Origin of the sequence: Paenibacillus sp. EPM92, from assembly GCF_016586185.1 — a bacterium.
Lineage (GTDB): Bacteria > Bacillota > Bacilli > Paenibacillales > NBRC-103111 > Paenibacillus_G > Paenibacillus_G validus.
In genome coordinates this window covers 1-19097 of sequence record NZ_BCPS01000044.1, presented here as the reverse complement: position 1 = coordinate 19097, position 19097 = coordinate 1, and the positions used below count along the sequence as shown (strand labels likewise).

The 19097-nt window shown below is 51.0% G+C and carries 16 protein-coding genes and 1 pseudogene; 3 read left to right on the top strand and 14 right to left on the bottom strand.

From position 1 onward, the window contains the following. Positions 1 to 3: 3 nt before the first annotated feature. From JMF85_RS08205 to nikA, 6 genes are read right to left on the bottom strand one after another with little or no spacing between them, the layout of a single operon-like run. Positions 4 to 636, bottom strand: coding sequence for a DMT family transporter (locus JMF85_RS08205; protein WP_483874218.1), 633 nt, complete (start codon positions 634 to 636; stop codon positions 4 to 6). A 16-nt stretch (positions 637 to 652) separates the two neighbouring features. Beyond that, positions 653 to 1432 carry an ABC transporter ATP-binding protein gene (locus JMF85_RS08200; protein WP_201318038.1) on the bottom strand — a complete coding sequence of 260 codons (780 nt, stop codon included), beginning with the start codon at positions 1430 to 1432 and terminating at the stop codon, positions 653 to 655. Further along, positions 1429 to 2373, bottom strand: a complete 945-nt coding sequence (locus tag JMF85_RS08195; protein ID WP_127608782.1) for an ATP-binding cassette domain-containing protein — start codon at positions 2371 to 2373, stop codon at positions 1429 to 1431. The genes JMF85_RS08200 and JMF85_RS08195 overlap by 4 nt, the downstream gene beginning before the upstream one ends. Before the next feature lie 33 nt (positions 2374 to 2406). Further along, complete coding sequence (gene nikC / locus JMF85_RS08190) at positions 2407 to 3279, bottom strand: nickel transporter permease (RefSeq protein ID WP_127608783.1); 873 nt, start codon at positions 3277 to 3279, stop codon at positions 2407 to 2409. After that, positions 3276 to 4220 (bottom strand): nickel ABC transporter permease, encoded by a 945-nt coding sequence (nikB, locus tag JMF85_RS08185; RefSeq protein ID WP_201318037.1) that lies wholly within the window; start codon positions 4218 to 4220, stop codon positions 3276 to 3278. Before nikB ends, nikC begins: the two co-directional genes overlap by 4 nt. A gap of 1 nt (position 4221) precedes the next feature. Next, positions 4222 to 5829: a nickel ABC transporter substrate-binding protein gene (gene nikA, locus JMF85_RS08180; RefSeq protein ID WP_236595780.1), complete on the bottom strand. Its 1608-nt coding sequence runs from the start codon at positions 5827 to 5829 to the stop codon at positions 4222 to 4224. 444 nt (positions 5830 to 6273) lie between these two features. Here nikA and JMF85_RS28785 point away from each other — a divergent pair. Both JMF85_RS28785 and JMF85_RS28565 read left to right on the top strand, forming a co-directional pair. After that, a pseudogene (locus JMF85_RS28785) lies at positions 6274 to 6561 on the top strand (MATE family efflux transporter); the annotation flags it as partial. Between the two features lie 361 nt (positions 6562 to 6922). Then, complete coding sequence (locus tag JMF85_RS28565; RefSeq protein ID WP_307720687.1) at positions 6923 to 7240, top strand: MATE family efflux transporter; 318 nt, start codon at positions 6923 to 6925, stop codon at positions 7238 to 7240. A 37-nt stretch (positions 7241 to 7277) separates the two neighbouring features. Here the strand turns inward: JMF85_RS28565 and JMF85_RS08170 are convergent, their stop codons facing one another. The 8 genes from JMF85_RS08170 to JMF85_RS08135 form a co-directional block, all read right to left on the bottom strand. Then, a complete protein-coding gene (locus JMF85_RS08170; RefSeq protein ID WP_127608785.1) occupies positions 7278 to 8096 on the bottom strand; it encodes a sugar phosphate isomerase/epimerase family protein in 819 nt (272 codons plus the stop codon). Positions 8097 to 8146: 50 nt separating this feature from the next. Further along, the gene (locus JMF85_RS08165; protein WP_127608786.1) at positions 8147 to 9010 is read right to left on the bottom strand and encodes a shikimate dehydrogenase; all 864 of its coding nucleotides are present in this window, start codon (positions 9008 to 9010) and stop codon (positions 8147 to 8149) included. Between the two features lie 19 nt (positions 9011 to 9029). Further along, positions 9030 to 11354 (bottom strand): helix-turn-helix domain-containing protein, encoded by a 2325-nt coding sequence (locus JMF85_RS08160; protein WP_201318036.1) that lies wholly within the window; start codon positions 11352 to 11354, stop codon positions 9030 to 9032. Positions 11355 to 11496: 142 nt separating this feature from the next. Further along, positions 11497 to 13017, bottom strand: a complete 1521-nt coding sequence (locus JMF85_RS08155) for a tripartite tricarboxylate transporter permease (RefSeq protein ID WP_155615071.1) — start codon at positions 13015 to 13017, stop codon at positions 11497 to 11499. A 21-nt stretch (positions 13018 to 13038) separates the two neighbouring features. Continuing rightward, a complete protein-coding gene (locus JMF85_RS08150; protein WP_054798185.1) occupies positions 13039 to 13482 on the bottom strand; it encodes a tripartite tricarboxylate transporter TctB family protein in 444 nt (147 codons plus the stop codon). Between the two features lie 121 nt (positions 13483 to 13603). Further along, positions 13604 to 14641 (bottom strand): Bug family tripartite tricarboxylate transporter substrate binding protein, encoded by a 1038-nt coding sequence (locus tag JMF85_RS08145; RefSeq protein WP_127608790.1) that lies wholly within the window; start codon positions 14639 to 14641, stop codon positions 13604 to 13606. A 32-nt stretch (positions 14642 to 14673) separates the two neighbouring features. Next, positions 14674 to 15981 carry an FAD-dependent oxidoreductase gene (locus tag JMF85_RS08140; RefSeq protein ID WP_127608791.1) on the bottom strand — a complete coding sequence of 436 codons (1308 nt, stop codon included), beginning with the start codon at positions 15979 to 15981 and terminating at the stop codon, positions 14674 to 14676. Positions 15982 to 16022: 41 nt separating this feature from the next. Further along, positions 16023 to 17570 (bottom strand): extracellular solute-binding protein, encoded by a 1548-nt coding sequence (locus tag JMF85_RS08135; protein ID WP_201318035.1) that lies wholly within the window; start codon positions 17568 to 17570, stop codon positions 16023 to 16025. 290 nt (positions 17571 to 17860) lie between these two features. Between JMF85_RS08135 and JMF85_RS08130 the strand changes: the two genes are divergently transcribed. Further along, entirely contained in the window at positions 17861 to 18664 is an 804-nt protein-coding gene (locus tag JMF85_RS08130) for a Cof-type HAD-IIB family hydrolase (RefSeq protein ID WP_054799926.1), read from the top strand. Positions 18665 to 19097 lie beyond the last annotated feature (433 nt).

Genomic DNA, 19097 nt, shown 5'->3' with positions numbered 1-19097 from the left:
CTCTTAAGCAGGCTCCACCCTGGACAACGCCATACAACCGGCCACAATCAGGACGCCTCCTGCTATTGTGACAATGCCCGGAACTTCGCCCCAAAACAGAAAGCCCCGCATCGCATTATAGACAATCCCGATATAGCGGGTGACCTCCACGACAACGGCTTTCTCATGGGTGAACGCTTTGGTTAAATACAGCTGCCCCAGCATCGCGCTCAAAACACCGACAAAAGCGTAAACCGAGTAGCTGGAGTAGTCGAACGGCTTGACCAACAACAGCGCGCCGATGAATATGATCGGTAACATCAGCGCGATCTTCCCGGATATGTTCTCCTTCAGGAAAATGGCCGACATGATGATGACAAAGATCGGCGACAAATGCGCCAATATGCTGGCGTCCGTAAGCGGGATTTTGGAAATGGTATAAAAATAGGCAATTAAATAAAGCGCGCCAAGCACGCCCCGCAAGACGAGCATAGAAATCCCGCGCCTTGAGAAAGCAACCTCGCTATGGCGCATCATGAACCAGATTATGACCGTGCCGATCAACCCTCGGAAGAAGGCAACCTCCGATGAAGGAATCGTAGAACTGACTTCTTTAACCAGTGCATTCATCACGCTAAAAATAAGGGAAGATAGCAAGATTTTATTTTACCGGTTAACCGGCAGCGGAAATCAACAAACGCGTGTAGGCGTGCCGTTCTTCGCTAGTGATCTGATCGCTTTGGAACCGGTCCACAATTTGTCCCTCTTTCATCACGATGATCCGGTTGCTGATCATTCGAACAGCCGTTATATCGTGAGAAATGAACAAATAGGACATCCCGAGCTTAACCTGCAGGCTTTTCAGCAGCTTCAGGATTTGGGCTTGCACCGATACGTCCAGACTGGAGGTCGGTTCATCGCAAATGAGCAGCTTCGGGTTCAAACTGATTCCGCGTGCGATCGCGACGCGCTGTCTCTGCCCGCCGCTCAGCTCATGCGGATATCGCTCCACATAATCCCGATGCAGACCGACCATCTCCAGCAGCTTGGCGGCTGTCTCTCTTCGGGATTTCCTCGTATCGGCGAGGAACGGAGGAATCACGCTGGGGAAATTATCGAGCGGCTCCATGACGGAACGCCAGATGGGAAGCCGCCCGTTCAGCGATGCGGTGGGATCCTGGAAGACAACCTGAATATGCTGTCTCATTGTGCGTAACGCTTTGCCTTTCAATCCTGTGAGGGACACACCCTGAAACCTGATATCCCCCTCGTCCGGCCGTTCCAGAGCAAGCAAAAGCCGCCCTAGCGTGCTCTTCCCGCTGCCGCTTTCGCCAACGACGCCAAGACATTCTCCTTCTCCGATATGCAGCGAAACGCCTTGCAAAGCGGCAATCTTACGGCCGTTATCCGTGTATGTTTTGCTGATCCCCTCGACGCTCATCAGTTCATTCATACCGGTCCCCCTCCTGCCCGGTGCATGGACTCAAATAGGTGTTCATCGTCTTCCAGGTCGAAGTCCGGATGGATTTCCGAAAGAAGCGGCTTCGCATTCAATAACATTCGCGTGTACGGATGCTTGGCGCGTCCATGAATCGCCGACGACGCCCCCCTTTCGACGATCATGCCGCTGCGCATGACCGCAACGTTATCCGCCCGCTTCATGACGTGATGCAAATCGTGCGAGATGAACAGAACGGCGCAGCCGATCTGACGCTGCATCCGGTCAAGCAGATCGAGAACTCGTTCACCCGTCAGCACATCAAGCGCAGTAGTCGGTTCATCCGCGATCAGAAGCGCAGGCTGAAGCATCATGCCCGCTGCCAATGCGGCCCGCTGAAGCTGCCCGCCGCTCAATTGGAACGGATAGCTGTCAAACGCGCGTTCCGCCGGCAGGCCAACCTGCTCGAGACATGCCAGGGCCGCCACTTTCGCCTGCTTATACGATTGTTTGCGATGCGTGCGAAGCGTCTCCACCAACTGGCTCCCCATTTTCATAAAGGGCGTGAAGCTTCCCTGATAGTCTTGAAATACGTACCCGATATGACTACCGCACAGTTTTCTCCGCTTTGGGGTCGGCCACTGCACAATGTCTTCGCCCTGAAACAAAATCTGTCCGGCCGCCACATGCATGGATTTCGGCAGTAACCCCAGGATGGCTCCGGCCGTCACACTTTTCCCGCTGCCGCTTTCCCCAACCAGAGCGACCGTTTCCCCCGGATGGATATCAAACGATATATCCTGAATGATGGAATCGACACCGGTTTTATGTCTAATCTGGACGGTCAACCCGTTCAATTGCAGGACGGGATTTGTCGGGGAAACCGGCGCTTCGAAAGATTGCAAGCTTCTGTCCTCTTCCCTGACGCCGCTTGCTTGGCGTTCAAGCAGCTGCATATGCCGCCTCCTTCCCGTTTGTTAAGCCAAAAACTATTGGCCGCGAACATCAAGGATGTCCCTCAGCCCTTCTCCGATCAAATTCAGGGAAATGACGACCAGCATAATCGCGACGCCCGGATAGATCATCAGTTGAGGGGCCGTCTGAAAATATGTGCGTCCATCGTTCAACATAGCCCCCCATTCCGGTGACGGAGGCTGGGCGCCCAGGCCCAGGTAGGACAACCCGGAAATGACCAAAATGGTTTTGCCGATATCCAATGCCGCAAAAACCAGAACCGGCGGAATGATTTGCGGCAGCAAATGCCGTCTCAGGATCGTCCACATGCTGCAACCGGCGACGCGAGCCGCCCATACATATTCCTTCTCCCGCTCGGATAGTACGATACTTCTAACCACTCTTGCATACCCGATCCAGTTGATCAGCACGATGGCTATAATCATGTTTTGGAGATTGGGGCCCAGAAACCCGGATATGGCGATGACCAGCATAAAGTCTGGCAGAACGCTCATCCCGTCGACGATCCGCATCAGGAGGGCATCGACGCGGCCGCCGATATAACCGGATAATAATCCTGACGGAATGCCGATCAGCATCACCATCACGATGATAAGCGCCGAGATGCCAAGCGTCGTTTCCGCTCCCGTCACGAGTCTGGTGAAGAGGCATCTGCCCAACTGGTCCGTGCCGAGAGGGTATTCCCAGCTGGGCGGAAGGAGCCGCTCCGACATGTTTACGGTGACCGGATCGTTCGCAATAAGAAAAGGACCCGCCAGCGTTAAGATCAGCATGGCAAGCAAAATGCTCATGCCGGTCACAACCATCGGATCGCGCAGCATGCTTCCGAATACCGTGGGACGGGCATGCCGAGTGAATGGAACCGCTGCAGAACCAGAACCGTTCATGCCGTTCCCCCCTTGTGCAGGCGAATCCGGGAATCAAGGATGCCATAGATCAGGTCGACGACCAGATTTATGATAATAATAAAGGCTCCGCACAGCATCAGATATCCCTGAACCAACGGATAATCCCGCTGGAATATGGCTTCAACCGCCATACTTCCCAAGCCTGGCCAAGAGAACAAGGTCTCGATGACAACCGAGCCTGCAACCAAACTGCCGAAAGTCATGCCAAATACCGTCAATACCGGGATGAGGGCTGCACGCAGCGCATGCCGGAAAAATATACGCCACTCCGAAATGCCTCTTGCCCGCCCCGCGCGTATATATTCCTGGGACAAGCTGTCGAGCATGCCGGAGCGCAGCAAGCGCGCATGTACCGCCGCCAATCCGAAACCAAGCGAGACGGAAGGAAGAACGAATTCACGCCAGCCGCCGTGTCCCATTGTGGGGAACCATTGCAGTTTGAAGGCAAAGATATAAATCATGATGAGACCAACCCAGAATAGCGGCATGGAAGCACCAATAAGCGCAAATATTCGTCCCAATTGATCGGGAAGACCGCCCGGAAATTTCGCAGCCAGCATGCCGAGAGGCACGGCAAGGAGGAGCATGACCGCTAAACCGCCCATCGTTAGCTGCACGGTTGCGGGGAGACGATCCGCCATTTCGTCCAAAACCGGCTTCCCCTTAATTAACGAATCTCCAAAATCAAGCCTGAGCAAATTAGACATCCATTCCAAATATTGCACGTATATAGGCCGGTTGAGGCCGAGCTCCTCCCGGAGCGCGGCTTCATCGGCTTGCGTTACATGAACTTCGTCCGCCCGTAATAACCGAAGGACAGGATCCCCGGGCGCGAGCTTCATCAAGGAAAACGTCACCAGCGATAATATAAACAGGACGACAACCAATTGCAGCAATCGCGCTTTGACCAGTCTCAGCACATTACTTCACATCCATCTTATGGGTCACGATATAGTACTCTTCCGCACCCGGCTTCCAGTCGGTAATTCGCTTGTTGAGGCCCACGATGACATTGGGATAAACCGCATAAGCATGCGGAACTTCTTCCTTGATAATGGCTAATGCTTCCTGCGTGATTTCGTTGCGCTGTTGCACATCGCTAGTCGCGTTAAGACGTGTAATAACCGCAGTCAACTTCTCAATGCTGATATTCCCCGCATTCAGCGATCCCCCCGGCATCAATGCCGAGTTCAGGAAATAGCCCCCGTCGCCGCGGGGCGCGGACAAGTTGCTGTAGGTAACCATATCCCAATTCTTGTTCTCGCGTAAAAAGGTGTCGATGTTCTCCACGGTTTGAATGTTGATCGTAACCCCGGCTTTCGCCGCATCCGACTGCAGCAGCTGCGCGATAAGCGGCAATTCGGGACGAGCTTTGTAAGTCACGATTTCCAGCGTCAGCGGCTTGCCGTCCTTCGCCAGCTTCCCGTTAGCTCCCGCGGTGTACCCCGCTTCTTCCAACAGCTTCTTCGCTCCCTCTATATCCAGCTTCTGGACCGGATCTTGGCTGCCAAAAGGAAGACGTGTGTTGAAAGGTCCGTTGGCCGGTGTAGCATTCCCGAGCATGATGTCTTTGGCGATGCTTTCACGGTTCAGCAGCATGTCCAGCGCCTTGCGGACCTTTACATCCTTCACGGCTTCCCGACTCGGGTTGAAGAGCAGGAAATGGACGCGAAGTCCTGCTATCGTTTCGACGGTTAAGGCACTGTCCTTTTGTACGGAAGCAACGCTTTCGGCCGGAATCTGGGTGGCAATATCGGCTTCCTTCGATTGCAGCGCCAGCGCTCTGACATTACCGTCCTCATTGAACTTAAATGCGACTTCGTTCAACTTGGCAGCCCCATCCCAGTAACCGTCGTAACGTTCTAATAAAATCTCCACGTTCGGCGTAAATTTCTTCACCTTAAAGGGTCCCGTACCGACCGGGGCCGCGTTGAAGGCTTGCGTTCCCATTTTCTTCTCGGCTTCCACACTAATAATGGCTGAGTAAGGATTGATCAATTCCGAGAGTAGGGCAGGATGCGGCTCACTTGTCACAAGGGTCAATTCCTGCCCGGCCGCTGCCATGGAAGCGATCTTCAGCGCGCCTTTCAGCGACTTGCTCGCAGCGATTGAACGTTCCAGCGATGCCTTGACGGCTGTCGCATCCAATTTCAGTCCGTCTTGGAACGATACGCCGTCGCGAATGGTGAACTTCCAGGTCTTATTGTCCTTGGTTTCCCACTTTGTCGCCAGCCATGGCTGAACCTCCAGCTTCTCGTCCAGACGGACCAGCGTTTCAACAACCCCTGCCTTCAACACAATATAGTCATTGGCAGGATCAAGACTGCTGCTTTTAAAATGATAAATCAGCGTTGCTTGTTTAACTTTGTCAGATGCGTTCCCAGCCTTACCGCCGCTATCTGAAGCCGGTTGGGCATTCCCGGGAAGCTGCTCCTTCTGGCTGCAGCCGGCCAGCGCGATAACAACAACTAGCAAGCATGCATACAGAAGAACAAGTGTGCGTTTGGAATTGAACATCCATGTACTCAAGAACGGTTTCTTCCTTTCTATGCTATCGTTCTCATTCTGGTTTTATGTCGACACAAACCTCATTATAAACGTAATTATTACTATTTGTAAATGTAAATATTACGATTAGTAACAATGAGTACAGGACCGATTATGGAAGTATCCTGTATTTCCAGGATCCATGCCAAGTTATACGGAACAATCCATATGTACGGTAGCAGAAGGCTGCTCCATTACCCCAGATCATGGAGGTTCATTCATGCCAGAAGCAACTCGTATTGGTGATACGAATCAAAAACAAAAAATAAAAATCATATTGGGACTTGCCGTACCCACCATGATCGAAAACTTCTTACTAACCATCGTCGGATTTGTAGATACCCTGTTTGTATCCAGGATCGGTTTACATGAAGTAACGGCGATCGGAGTGACACATACGATTATTGCGGTCATATCGCCGTATTTATGGCAGTTGGGATCGGAGCCTCCTCGCTCATTGCCCGGTGCCTGGGTGCCGGGGAGGTCGATAAGGCGAAAGCAGCAGCACGGCTTTCCACAATGGTTGCAGCGATTACAGGTCTATTGTTCGGCATCGTCACACTCTTCTGTGCCGAATCATTATTACGTCTTATAGGAACCGGACCGCAGGCAATAGCGGTCGGGGTCGTTTATTTCCGGATCGTAGCCATTCCCTCCATTTTCATTTCCCTCATGACGGTGTTCGGCAGTATCTTACGTACAGCCGGCGATACCACGACCCCGATGAAGGTCGGCATTTGGATTAACTTGATTCATATCGGCTTGGACTACGTGCTGATCTTTGGTTTAGGGGACTGGGAGGGCTGGGGAATTGCGGGAGCCGCCTGGGCGACAATGAGCGTTCGGATCATGGGAGCGGCTGTCCTGTACTTGCGCAAAGGATCCTCGACTGCATTCACGCTTCCCTTGTTGAGGCTTTCCGCCCCCGCAGCCGCCGAGCGTTTAATGATGCGTTTAGGGCAAGTCTTTTATATGGGACTGATTGTACGGATTGGAACGGACGTATATGCCGCCCATCTTCTTGCAGGTCATATAGCAGCCGGTTTGTTTACAGAGGATTCGATATATCATCGAAATGGTGACCCTTGCACTCCGTATCGATGCGTTCGCGCAGCCGTTTCTAGCGATGAGTTTAGTTATCGCCGGAGCGCTACAAGGAGCGGGCGACACGAAAACCCCCATGTACAGCACGGCGATCGGCATATGGCTCGTACGCGTTGTCGGCATTTATGCACTGTGCTTCCACTTGGATATGGGAATTGCAGGGGTGTGGTTGGCTAATGCAATAGATCTTGCTATTCGCTCCGTTTTTTTATTGTACCGGTTCAGAAGACGTACGCGCCCGAGCTGCTTCTCGTTATTTGTCCATACCAAGAAAAAAACACCCGGCTAAGCGCTGGCCAGGTGTCTCGCTAATATCGGGATTGAAGTTATTCACATTCCGTTGCAGCAGGCTGCCGCTCATTCCAGTTTTGCAGCGAACCCTTGATGTTCGCTTCCTTCTTCTCCCCAAAATATTCGAAGGAAATATAGTGTGGGTACCCCCGCCGTTCAAGCTCCTTAATCAGCGTCCGATTATCAATGTCGCCTTCAAAAATAGGTACCGGGGTGCTCTTGTACCAGTTCGAATGATCCCATTTGTAGTTTTTCAAATGCACATGCTTTACCAAAGGATATAAAATGGGCAATGCATCCATTTGATCAATCCGTTCCACATTCAGGTTGGCTCCGTCAAAAACGAGCTGCAGCCGGGGGTGATCCACTTCCCGAATCAGCGTTTGCACGGATTCTGTGTTGTCGGCGAACGTATCATAATGAACTTCCACGGCGATATCGATTTCATATTGATCGGCCATGGACATGACTTTCTTCACGTCGCGCACGATTTGCCCCCATTGCTCCGGCGACGCGCGTCGCGATGAGATGTGCCCTACAAACGTACGAATCAAGGGGCACTTCAGCTGCCTGGCCACATCAAGCAAGCGGTTCATGGCTTTGAACTCCTGCTTCAAATCCTTCTCGCCTGAAAACCCGCCCGAGAACGTGGTGTATCCGCTAATAGCGGGAACCTCGAGTCCGTACTCCTGCAATCGGGCGTATAATTTATCCAACGGGCCATGTTCCTCCTGGTACCTTTCAATATGCCCCATCCACAGCTCGATCCCATCAAACCCAAGCGGATGCGCCCACTCCAACACTTTTTCGATGGGCCAATCTTTAAATCCCGAAGTGCATACGCTTATCTTCAAGCGGATTCCTCCTCCTGATATTCATGTCTTCATAAACGGAATCGTCCGATTCATGCTTCCCTAACCTCGATGCTCAATTGGTTAAGCACGGCGTTTCTCATCACATCGCTCGGCGCCTGCTGACCCGTCCATAATCGGAAAGACAAAGCCCCTTGATGAACAAGCATGCCTACGCCCCGATGCACATTAGCGCCGATTTTTTGCGCCTCCTTAATCAAGGCCGTCTCGTAGGGATTGTATATGATATCGCTTACGGTCAATCCCGGATGCAGCAGTGACGGAGCCAGAGGCATATGGTTCACATGAGGGTACATCCCTACCGGAGTTGCATTGATCAATAAATCGATGTCGGCCAGCCCTCTCTTCTCCATAACCGTATCCGTTACCGCTTCGGCCTCCACCCGCAAGGCCAACTGCTTCGCCAAGCTGTGCGAGCAGTCGGGCCGCGGGTCGAAAATATGCAGCCGTCCGACTCCCGCACGCGCCAGCGCGGCCGTAACGGAGCGCGCAGCTCCTCCTGCCCCGAGCACAAGCACATTCAACCCGGATACATCGATGCCGCAATCTTCCTGTAACGACTGAATATATCCGGTTCCATCCGTATTAAATCCGATCAGGCGGCCCCGGTCTAAGGAGATGGTGTTTACAGCGCCGATATCGCGCGCCAAGTCGTCAACCTCATCGAGCAGCTCCATAACCGCAACTTTATGCGGAATCGTGACGTTAACTCCCCGGAATCCAAGCGCTTTAATTCCGGAAATCGCGTCTTTTAACTCATTCGGCGGAACCGGGAAAGACACGTACTGATAAGGTAAGCCCAAAGCTTGATACGCCGCATTTTGCATAACCGCAGACATGGAGTGCTCGACGGGATACCCTAATAGCCCTGTCCATTTGGTTTGATTGCTCGTCATGACATCACTGTTCCTTTTTCTAATGCTCACCCTTGCATAAGCTGCGGTATTCGCTTGCCGTCATGCCTTCATGCTTGCGAAAAATTTTATTGAAATAAGAAGGATTATAGCCCACCTGCTTGGCGATATCATGAATCTTCCAATCCGTGGATCTGAGCAGTTCTTTCGATTTGTCGATTCTAACCTTGGTCAAAAAATCGATAAACGTCGTCCCGACAATTTGCTTAAAGCCCTTGCTTAAGCGGACGGGGTGAATGCCCAGCTGATCCGCGCATACTTCCAACGAGATATCGTTCATATAACATGTATCAATCGTATCAATCGCACTTTTTACGAAAGACTTTAATTGTGAATCCTGCGTTTCCGAATATTCCTTGGCGAAGGGCGCGAGCACTTTATCGTTGAACCATACGTGGATTTCATCCTGCTCCCGCTTTTTGACCAGTTGCTCGAATAAATTTTCTCCCTTGTAAAGATGATGAGGATTAAACCCGATCTGAATGATCGTCTGAAGTATACTGCCCAACAAATATAACGCCGACTGTAAAAGAGCAAACTCGGTCGTCCGATGGTCCCTCATATCTTCGAAAAATTGACCGATGAGTCTGCCCGCTTCCTCCCCGTCTCCGCGGCGAACCGCAGAATGAATCTCCTTTTCAAGTTGAAACGGATAATAGGAGGCATTGGTCATGGGAGGCAGGAATTCATCCATGTCCAGTACCTGATTGTTTTCCTCCAAAGTACGAAATGGCAGCGTTTGTCTGACTTCCTGCAGCACGTTCGGAATTTCACCGATCAAATCGGTCGATTTCCCGATGCTGATGATCACATTCAATTTCAAAAGCGCATTCAGCGTCGCGGTGATTTCATCGGCTAATTTAAACAGCTCGCTCTTGAATTGGCGCCAATGCTTCTCCGCCGGAAAAGCAACCATCAGTCCGATCGTTAAATCCTGAAAGTTAATGACGGCAGGAGCATCCAATTTACTGCAGGCTAATTCTTCGATAATGTTGGCTGCGGCAAACGTAATCAGTTGTCTATCCTTTTCCAGAAAATTGCCCGGAGAGTTAAAGAAGCCAACCAGTTGTACAACCATGATGGAAAAGCATTTCTCATCGACGTTCCAGCCGAAGTCAATCATGCGATCCCGCAGTTCTTTTTCTGTAAACGAATACAAATGCCCTTGAACGAGCTGCAATAAGAAGCCTTCTCTTAGCATGGACGACTGCTCTTCGATACGGAATTGCAAGTAATGGCTTTCGTGTATCAGCTGCTGCCACTGGTTCTTGATGAAAGAAAACTCGTCCGCTTCTCCGCCGTGCTTCCCGGAACCGGTTTCCCGGAACATGTTGACCAGATGATGAATCGGGCTGTATAGGCGCACCGAGCCGAACCAGGACAGAAAAATGGCGGTCGCAATGCCGACCCCGCTTACAACCAGGATCATTCTCGACATTAAAAGCACGGGAGCGATTAATTGGGAAACCGGTGTAGCCGTAATATAAATCCAGGTGGAATTCGCTCTGGAAAACTTCCCGTAGGAAACCGAATAATCTTCCTTGTTCCACTTCAGGATAAACGAATCGGCCTCCGTACTTCGCTTGAGCACTTCGTTGCCTAAAAAAACGGCCTGATCGCTTGGCGCTTGCACACCGTCCATTCCCGTCGTTACCCATTCTCCGTTTTCCTTGATAATAAAGGAGGACCCTTTCTTATCAATGGTCAGTTCACTGACCATATCATTGAATTTGGACTCGTTTAAAGTAATGATGAGCGCACCGAATCTGGGCAATGCATGGACTAAAGACAAGGATGTGCCCGCTTTGCGGATGGCTGCTTTCGTCCATAGAATAGACCGGTTATCCTGCAGCAACGTATGATAGATGTGGTTGTTTTCCTCGGTCAGCTGTATGATTCCTTCGTCCTCGGAAACGAGCAAACGCTGCCCGTCCACATACAGATAAACCTGATCGATCAACGTGCTTGAACCTTTAATAATCGATAATGACTTATAGAGCTCTTGCGTGACCAGGAATTGCTTGTAGAAATCGATATCTTTGAGTTTTTCGTCAAACTGCGGATTGAGCGCCCATTGGGAAGCGGTCAGCTCGATATGCGCAAGCTGTTCTTCAATTCGTTCCCGATCCTTCTCCAGCTGACTCCGATGGGTTTGCATCAATTCGTTCTCGATTTGTTCGGTGCCGATAAAGTAAAAGCTTAGACCGATCAAGGCCGCCGGGAAACAAGTGATGATAAGGATAATGATCAATATTTTTTTGTACAAATTGCCTTTACGCATCGCAACACTTTTGTATGACGTCATCCTGTTAATGAGTCTATGCACTATGCTTCGTCTCCATTGGTTTGTTAGAAAAGCTGAAGTCTGCTGCCGCTTGGAAGCTCCAATATCATACTAACTTACGGAGCCGGCATGATCAATCATAAGCTGCCAAGCCGCAGCATTCCAATGAAGCCGTATTCCGGCTTTATTCAGCAATGTCAACGTCAGCGCCAACAGCAGCCTTGACCCGTGCTTTGGTTCGCTTGATCATCACGATGGAGAATGCGAAAAGCACCAGGGAAAGCAGCATAATGGTCAACGAGATCGGCCGCTCGAAGAAAATGCTGAAGCTGCCGGATGACATAGCCATGGACTGAATAAAGGACTTCTCGAACATCGGTCCTAACACAAAGCATAAAAGCAGCGGAACGACAGGCCAACGATATTTATGAAAGATATATCCGATCACGCCAAACAGGAGCGATACAAATACATCGAACATGCTGTTATTGATGGAATATGCCCCGATCACGCTAAGAATCAAAATAATGGGAGCCATGATTCCATAAGGAATCCGCGTTAATTTGGCCCACAGCCCGACTAAAGGCAAGTTTAATACAAGCAGCATCACATTCCCGACAAACATACTTGCAATGATCGTCCAAACAAAGGGTCCGTGCTCTTCAAACAGGGTGGGCCCAGGCGTAAGTCCGTTAATCATCAGACCCGCCAGCAATACGGCGAGCGGCGTGGAACTGGGGATCCCCAGCGCAAAAAGCGGGATAAAGCCCGATGAACTCGTTGCATTGTTGGCCGCTTCGGGAGAGGCGACCCCTTCCATGGCCCCGTGACCGAATCTTTCGGGAGTTTTGGACACTTTCTTTTCCAAGTCATAAGCCAGGAAGGTTGTAACGGCTGCGGAACACCCCGGGAGCAGACCGAGGAAGAAACCAACCAAGCCTCCCCTGAGCATCGAATTAGACGTTTGGCGCAATTCCGACCATTTCGGATAAATATTGCCGATTTTTTGAATCGCGATCGTTTTTGTGTTTTCTTCCATTCCTTTGATCACTTCGGTGATAGCAAACAGGCCAATGACAACGCTGATCATGTCAATACCTGCCGTTAACGGTTCGAAACCGAAGCTGAAGCGCATCTTTCCTCCGGTCAGCCCCATCCCTCCCATGGAGAGCAAATAACCGAAAAGTCCCATGATCAACCCTTTTTTCAAAGAGTTGCCGGACAAGTTAACAATAACGGTAAGCGCTAATACCATGAGCGCAAAATATTCGGGAGGGCCGAATTTTAACGCTTGATCGGCAAGCATCGGTGCAAAAAATACGAGGCCGATGACCCCCATCGTTCCGGCAACAAAAGAAGCTATGGCGGAAATACCGAGCGCAGGTCCGCCACGGCCCTGTTTGGCAAGCGGATAACCGTCCAGGCAGGTCGGGACTGCGGAAACTTCCCCCGGAATATTAAGCAGGATTGCGGTGGTAGAGCCGCCATACATAGCGCCGTAATAAACGCCGGCCAACATAATGATGCCTTCTGTAGGTCCGAGTATCGTTGTGAACGGAAGCAAAATAGCAATGGTGGATGTAGGTCCAAGCCCCGGCAGCATGCCGACTAATGTACCGATTATAGCCCCCCACATGGCCATCATGAGGTTCATAGGCGAAAGGGCTTCTGAAAAGCCGTCTAACAGCAAGTTTATTGCTTCCATCTTAACCTTTACTCCCTTAGCCTAAAAATTTAAAATTCCCTCAGGGAACGGCATTCTGAGCCAATAAACAAAAATCAGGTAAATGACCGCTACTTGAATGGTCGAATAAATCGCCGATCTAAGCAAATTGTAGGAGCCGATGACCCTAAATAAAGCTATGGAAACGACGAACGTGCTAAGGGTATACCCTAAAAATTGAAGTAAAATCCAATAAACAAACATGATGCCTACGACGAGGAGCATCCCGCGCATGATTTTAGATTCGGGGAACTCTACCTTGAAGCGCTCCCCTTTCGCGAAGAGCATGAGCAGGCCGAGTAAGATCAAACCTGCGCCTACAACTCCGGGCAATAGGTAATCCCCGACAAACGTACTTACACGCTCGGGATATAAACGTATGGCTTCCGACACCGATATGCCGCCGAAGACGATACTGATCAGCCCGCCGATACGGTCTGACAACATAGGGTATCCTCCTTTCATTCCATGTTTCCTCCAGCCGGGCAAGAGGGAGAACGGTCTCCTGCTTGCCCACGGCTGCCCATCGAACATGCGATCGCATGCTTCCTATAATCGATAGGAACGATTATTGTTTCCTAGGAATTTTCAATGTTTCAGGGCTTACTTTAGCCGCGCCGGCATCCTGCAATAGCCAAGCGGAGGTTGACTGCCAGTCGCGCCAGAACTTCTCTGCTTCATCGCCGGAGATTCCCATAGGTACCACGGCCATTTTCTCCAGCAGTTTCAGGAATTCGGGATCCTTCTGCGCTTCCGAGAACGCTTTCACCAAACTTTGTTTAACAGAGTCAGGGGTATCCTTTTTCACCCAAGCGCCATAAAACGGTCCCCACGGAAGAAACTTCTTCATATCCGGCAACGTTTCCGTAATCGCCGGCACGTCCGGCAGTTCCTTCACCTTCTCATCGTTAACAACGGCAAGCACGCGTACCTTTCCGGCTTTCGCATTTTCGATCGCCGCCGACAAAGCTACGACCGACACGTCAATATGATTGCCGAGCAGCGCCGTGAGAATCGGGCCGTCGCCGTCAAACGGAACCATGTTGAATTTGGTATCGGAGATGGAATTGATCATCGTGGTGACCATGAATGAAAGTCCCCCGGGGCCGCTCGAACCCATTTTAACTTTGCCCGGATTCGTTTTCGCATCCTGTATCAGATCATTCAGCGTTTTATATTTGGAATCTTTCGGTACGGTGATCGTGGCTATACCGCGCCCCATGATGTTGACCGGATAAAATTCATGAAACCCCCGCTCCGAAAGCTGCAGCACGCCGTAGATGCCGGGATTTTCCGCTGAGAACAGCAAGGTGTAGCCGTCCGCCTTTTTATCATAAACGTACTGCGTACCTACCGTGGCGGTTGCGCCGGGCTTGTTCGTGATCGCAATCCCCTGGCCCAGCTTCTTCTCGGCAACCGTAGCTATGGCGCGCGAAACGAGATCGGTTCCTCCGCCCGCTCCGAACGGCACGATGCCCTCGATAGACTTGGTAGGATACTTCGGCTCAGAGCCGTTCGCAGAACAAGCGGTAATCATAAGCATGCTTGCGATTGCCGTAAAAACGATTCCCTTTTTCAAAAACTTTCCTTGGCTATGCAATTTCATTGAGTATTCCTCCTATAATCGCTATGGGATGATTAAATGATGGCGCCTTGATCGCGTAATTGCTTTTGCAAGCCCGCTATATCTATATCTTTCGGGGGCACATTCTGCTTACCGCTTAATGCGCACGCTACGCCTGCGGCATGACCTATCGCCATGCATTGCGCCATGACCCTGGTGGAGGCATTGGCATAATGCGTCGTCGAGATGGATCTTCCGGCGACAAGCAGATTGTTTACGTTTCGGGGAATTAAGGTTCGATAAGGAATTTGGTAATCATGATCCAAATATTTTTTTATCGTTTTGTTCTCTCGGGCATCGTGGTATTCGACAGGCCATGCTCCCCAACAAATCGCGTCTTCGAAGGACGCACCCTGCATGACATGCTCTTCGGTCAGAACAAAATCGGCAATGATCCTCCTTGACTCCCTGATGCCGATTTGCGTAGCGATTTCACTCAAATGGGCACTGCCGAACCCTGGAATCTTATCTTTCAAAAATTTACTGTATTCAATACTCGACCTCCTTCCTTCGATTTCCGCATACGTCATTTCCTTGGCGTTCAATGAAGAAAAATCGGATATCCAGTTCATGTTGCAAATGACGGAGTCGCCCACAGCCGACTCCATAAATACGCCGGCAGTCCGAAATAAATCGTATTCGCCGTCATCGATGCTTTGTTGAACCTTGTCCTTAAATGCTTGCCGCGTAATCGTTTTGGCTTCCTGAACCTTTACGTCCCCCATTTTGAACACGGTGGTCGCCGCCTGAATCTGTCCCTTTTCATTCCCGATTACATAAGGGGCGCCGGCCAGAGCGACAATATCCGCATCGCCGGTACAATCGATATAATTTTTTGAAAATACCCGAAAGATCCCTTCTTTATTCGTAATAATCGCATACTGGATCTTCGCGTGTTCTTGCTTAACCCCAATCACTTGAGTGTGTAATAATAGATGGATATTGCTGTAATTCAACAACACCCGATCGATGGCATATTTCAACAAGTGATGGTCGCATGTATCGGCGCGATGCTGCCCGAAATCGACGCCTTCTTGTACCCCGCCAAGCGCTCTCAACTCATCGAAGAGTTCATCTCGAATACCGCCTATAATCTTTTTTTGCTTGTCGGCCGAGTAAGCTCCGCAAATGGTGCTCACGGCCGCGGCGGTAGCCATGCCGCCTAGAAATCCGTATTTTTCAATAAGCAAAACCTCTGCTCCGCTCTTCGCCGCCCCAACGGCCGCCCCTATGCCCGCGAACCCCCCTCCCATAACAAAAACATCCGTATGGATATCCCCGGCAAATTTCAAACCTAATTCTTGTGCTGCTGCTTCAAACATTCGAACGCCCACCTTATGAGTTATCCTAATTTTTGCTGCGCTTACTTCCCTCGGGACTTTTTGTATGCTTCATTCATTTCCTGGATATATTTCTGAAAGTTAGCATCGGCTTTCAGCTTTTGAACGAATTGATCCCAAGCTTCAATCGGTTCGGTTCCCATAATAATCTTCGTCTTCAGATCCTGGGATTTTTTGTTAACTTCCGGCATGTACTTATCTCCGGTTTCGGAAATAAGATTTGCCGCCGGGTTGGCCACGCTGTACTTCTCCCGTTCATCGAGCGTAAGTTTGTTTCTTTCGTACAAATCCTTCGGAATGCCCGTAGCGAAAGCTCTTAACGCATACTTGTCGTTCGTTGTGAACACTTGTCCGAAGACTTCCAAGGATACGTTATCCTTAACCGCTTGCTCCGTGGAAACCTTCATCCCGTTCACGACGTTGTAATGAATGCCCTCCATGCCGAAGTTCGCGATGTTGGCGATTTCATCCGTAGCTCCTTTATCCATCATGCTCAATATTTGCTTCATTTTGGATTCCGGCACCCTTTTTGAAATCGCATACATACCGAAATTGCCCGTATCCCGTCCGACAAATCTGCCCCCGGGACCCTGTACATAGTTTAATGGATAATAATCGGCTTTCGGTTCAACCTTCCGCAAATCTCTTAGCAGAATCCAGTCCTGGATGACGGCGGAGGAAAAGACGCCTCCTTTTCCCGCCTTCAGCTGATCTTTCATCCGGGAAAGCTTCATGACGGCAAAATCGGGGTTCACCAGACCTTCGGTGTAGGCTTTATTCCACCATAGCAGCGCTTCCCGGGTCCCGGGCAGCAGATCGGGATGAATGATTTGGTCGCCGTCTACTTTCCAACCGTTGGCATGATTAAATACGTCGCGAGCCCAAGTAAAATAACCCATGTTATCGGCTTCCACCATCCCGACAAACCCGGGGGTATCTCTTAACCCGTTGCCGTCAGGATCTTGTTCGGTGAACGCTTTCATGACTTGATACAAATCGTCCATCGTTTCCGGAACTTCAAGATTCAGCTTATCGAGCCAATCCTTACGAACGATTGGAATTCCATACTGGCCCACCGTGGGACGCGCGCGGGTAATGCCGTAAATTTTATTTTCGATTTTAATATTTTCCCAGGAATCTTTCGGAGCTGCCATCAAATTAGGGTAATGGGTAACGATGTCCGTTAAATCCCAGAAAACCCCTTGTTTCACCGCGCTAACAACGTTCGGCGCGAACGGGTTTTCGATCAACAGCAAATCCGGCAAATCTCCGGAAGCCAGGGTCACATTCATTTTGTCCAAGTAATTATTTGGAGAATACCACGTTATGTTCAGCTTGACGTTCAGCTTGTTTTCCAGCTCTATCCATATCGGATTATCCTTCAAAGGGGGTTCTGCACCGCGGAACGTAGTCATGATGCTTACCTCAAGCGGTTTGTCCGGATTTTGTTCTTTTCCTCCTTTGTTCATCCCGTTTTCGTTGCTTGTGCATGCGCTCAGTACGGAAGCCGTAAAACAAACCAAGACAAGCAGCGCCTTGACTCCTTTTCGACCTCTTTCTTTTCCAGGCATCTTATACCTCCTTGGCAATGTCACATTCATAAGGTAATTGATTTGGCGATTAGCGGCAACCATACTTTTTTTCCAGCCCAAGCTTCGCTAATTCGCTACCTTCCAAGCATGATAGCACTTTTTTTCGCAGCTTCAATCCCTTGAGAAAAAAATACTATAAGCACATTCAAATTCATGCGCGGTTGCTCCACGCTCACGGAACTCTGCGGCGATGGCCGGGAGTCAAGGTTTTCAAACCCGTGCCCTTCCGTTATAATAAGAACAATTTGAAGCACGGGAGTGGACGAATCATGAACTATAAAATGATCGCGATCGACATTGACGACACCTTGATCAACGATGACAAACAAGTAACCGAAGGCACGAAGAAAGCGCTTGCCGCAGCCATAGCCAGCGGCGTTGTCGTAACGCTCGCTACCGGCCGCATGTATGCGTCCGCCCGATCGATCGCCGAACAGCTCGGTCTGAACGTACCGTTGATCACTTATCAAGGCTCGCTTGTGAAAAACGCGATAGACGGCAACGTCTTGTACGAGCGCTGTGTGCCGGCTTCCGCCGCGCAGCTCATTTTCGATTATTGCGAGCGCAACGGACTGCATCTGCAGCTGTATGTGGACGACCAATTATACGTGAAAGAGCGTAACGAAAAGGCGGAAGCGTATGCCTCGTTATCCAAGGTCCCTTTCATCGTCGAACCGGATTTCCGATCCTTGGCCGGCAAGCCGTCGAACAAGCTTCTGGTGATCGACGAGCCCGACAAGCTGGACAGCGTCGCCGCCGAGCTGCGCGGGTTGTTGGGGCAGCAGGTGCACATTACGAAATCGAAGCCGCATTTTCTGGAGATCGTTCACGCGGAAGGAACGAAAGGACATGCGCTGGCTCATCTGGCCGGCCATTTCGGCTTCGATTTGGAGAAAGTCATCGCCATAGGCGACAGCTGGAACGACCGTGAAATGCTGGAGGCGGCCGGTCTTGGCGTGGCCATGGCCAACGCCGTCGACCCGTTGAAGGAGATCGCCGATTACGTGACGCTCAGCAACAATGAGGACGGTGTCAAACACGTCGTGGATAAATTCATACTCCAAACCGTTTAGCGAAAGGCGCGCGGTTCGGACGGACAAGAAGAGGCGAAAAGCGACAAGCCTCTTCTTTTTTCTTGTTCACCTTTGCAGTATTGCTACATATAGTTGGGTAAGGTTTCTATTAGGCATCAGCCTATCCGATAGCAACTTACTAGCAGAGGGGAGATTTACAATGGTTAAACCTACGAACGGAGATCCGGACCGCGGTCTTTTTCCCGGGACGCCGGGCGGACCCGGCGGCTTCCCCGGGCAGGGGCCCGGCGGTTTCCCCGGGCAGGGGCCCGGCGGCTTCCCCGGGCAGGGACCCGGCGGCTTCCCCGGGCAGGGGCCCGGCGGCTTCCCCGGGCAGGGGCCCGGCGGCTTCCCGGGGCAGGGACCTGGCGGCTTCCCCGGGCAGGGGCCCGGCGGCTTCCCGGGGCAGGGACCTGGCGGCTTCCCCGGGCAG

Excerpts from the sequence above, each read along its gene's own strand:
- JMF85_RS08140 (WP_127608791.1), bottom strand. The coding sequence starts at position 15,981 with ATGTTTGAAGCAGCAGCACAAGAATTAGGTTTGAAATTTGCCGGGGAT.
- JMF85_RS08145 (WP_127608790.1), bottom strand. The coding sequence starts at position 14,641 with ATGAAATTGCATAGCCAAGGAAAGTTTTTGAAAAAGGGAATCGTTTTT.
- nikC (WP_127608783.1), bottom strand. The coding sequence starts at position 3,279 with ATGAACGGTTCTGGTTCTGCAGCGGTTCCATTCACTCGGCATGCCCGT.
- JMF85_RS28565 (WP_307720687.1), top strand. The coding sequence starts at position 6,923 with ATGGTGACCCTTGCACTCCGTATCGATGCGTTCGCGCAGCCGTTTCTA.
- JMF85_RS08150 (WP_054798185.1), bottom strand. The coding sequence starts at position 13,482 with ATGTTGTCAGACCGTATCGGCGGGCTGATCAGTATCGTCTTCGGCGGC.
- JMF85_RS08200 (WP_201318038.1), bottom strand. The coding sequence starts at position 1,432 with ATGAATGAACTGATGAGCGTCGAGGGGATCAGCAAAACATACACGGAT.
- JMF85_RS08135 (WP_201318035.1), bottom strand. The coding sequence starts at position 17,570 with ATGCCTGGAAAAGAAAGAGGTCGAAAAGGAGTCAAGGCGCTGCTTGTC.
- JMF85_RS08165 (WP_127608786.1), bottom strand. The coding sequence starts at position 9,010 with ATGACGAGCAATCAAACCAAATGGACAGGGCTATTAGGGTATCCCGTC.
- JMF85_RS08155 (WP_155615071.1), bottom strand. The coding sequence starts at position 13,017 with ATGGAAGCAATAAACTTGCTGTTAGACGGCTTTTCAGAAGCCCTTTCG.
- JMF85_RS08195 (WP_127608782.1), bottom strand. The coding sequence starts at position 2,373 with ATGCAGCTGCTTGAACGCCAAGCAAGCGGCGTCAGGGAAGAGGACAGA.
- JMF85_RS08130 (WP_054799926.1), top strand. The coding sequence starts at position 17,861 with ATGAACTATAAAATGATCGCGATCGACATTGACGACACCTTGATCAAC.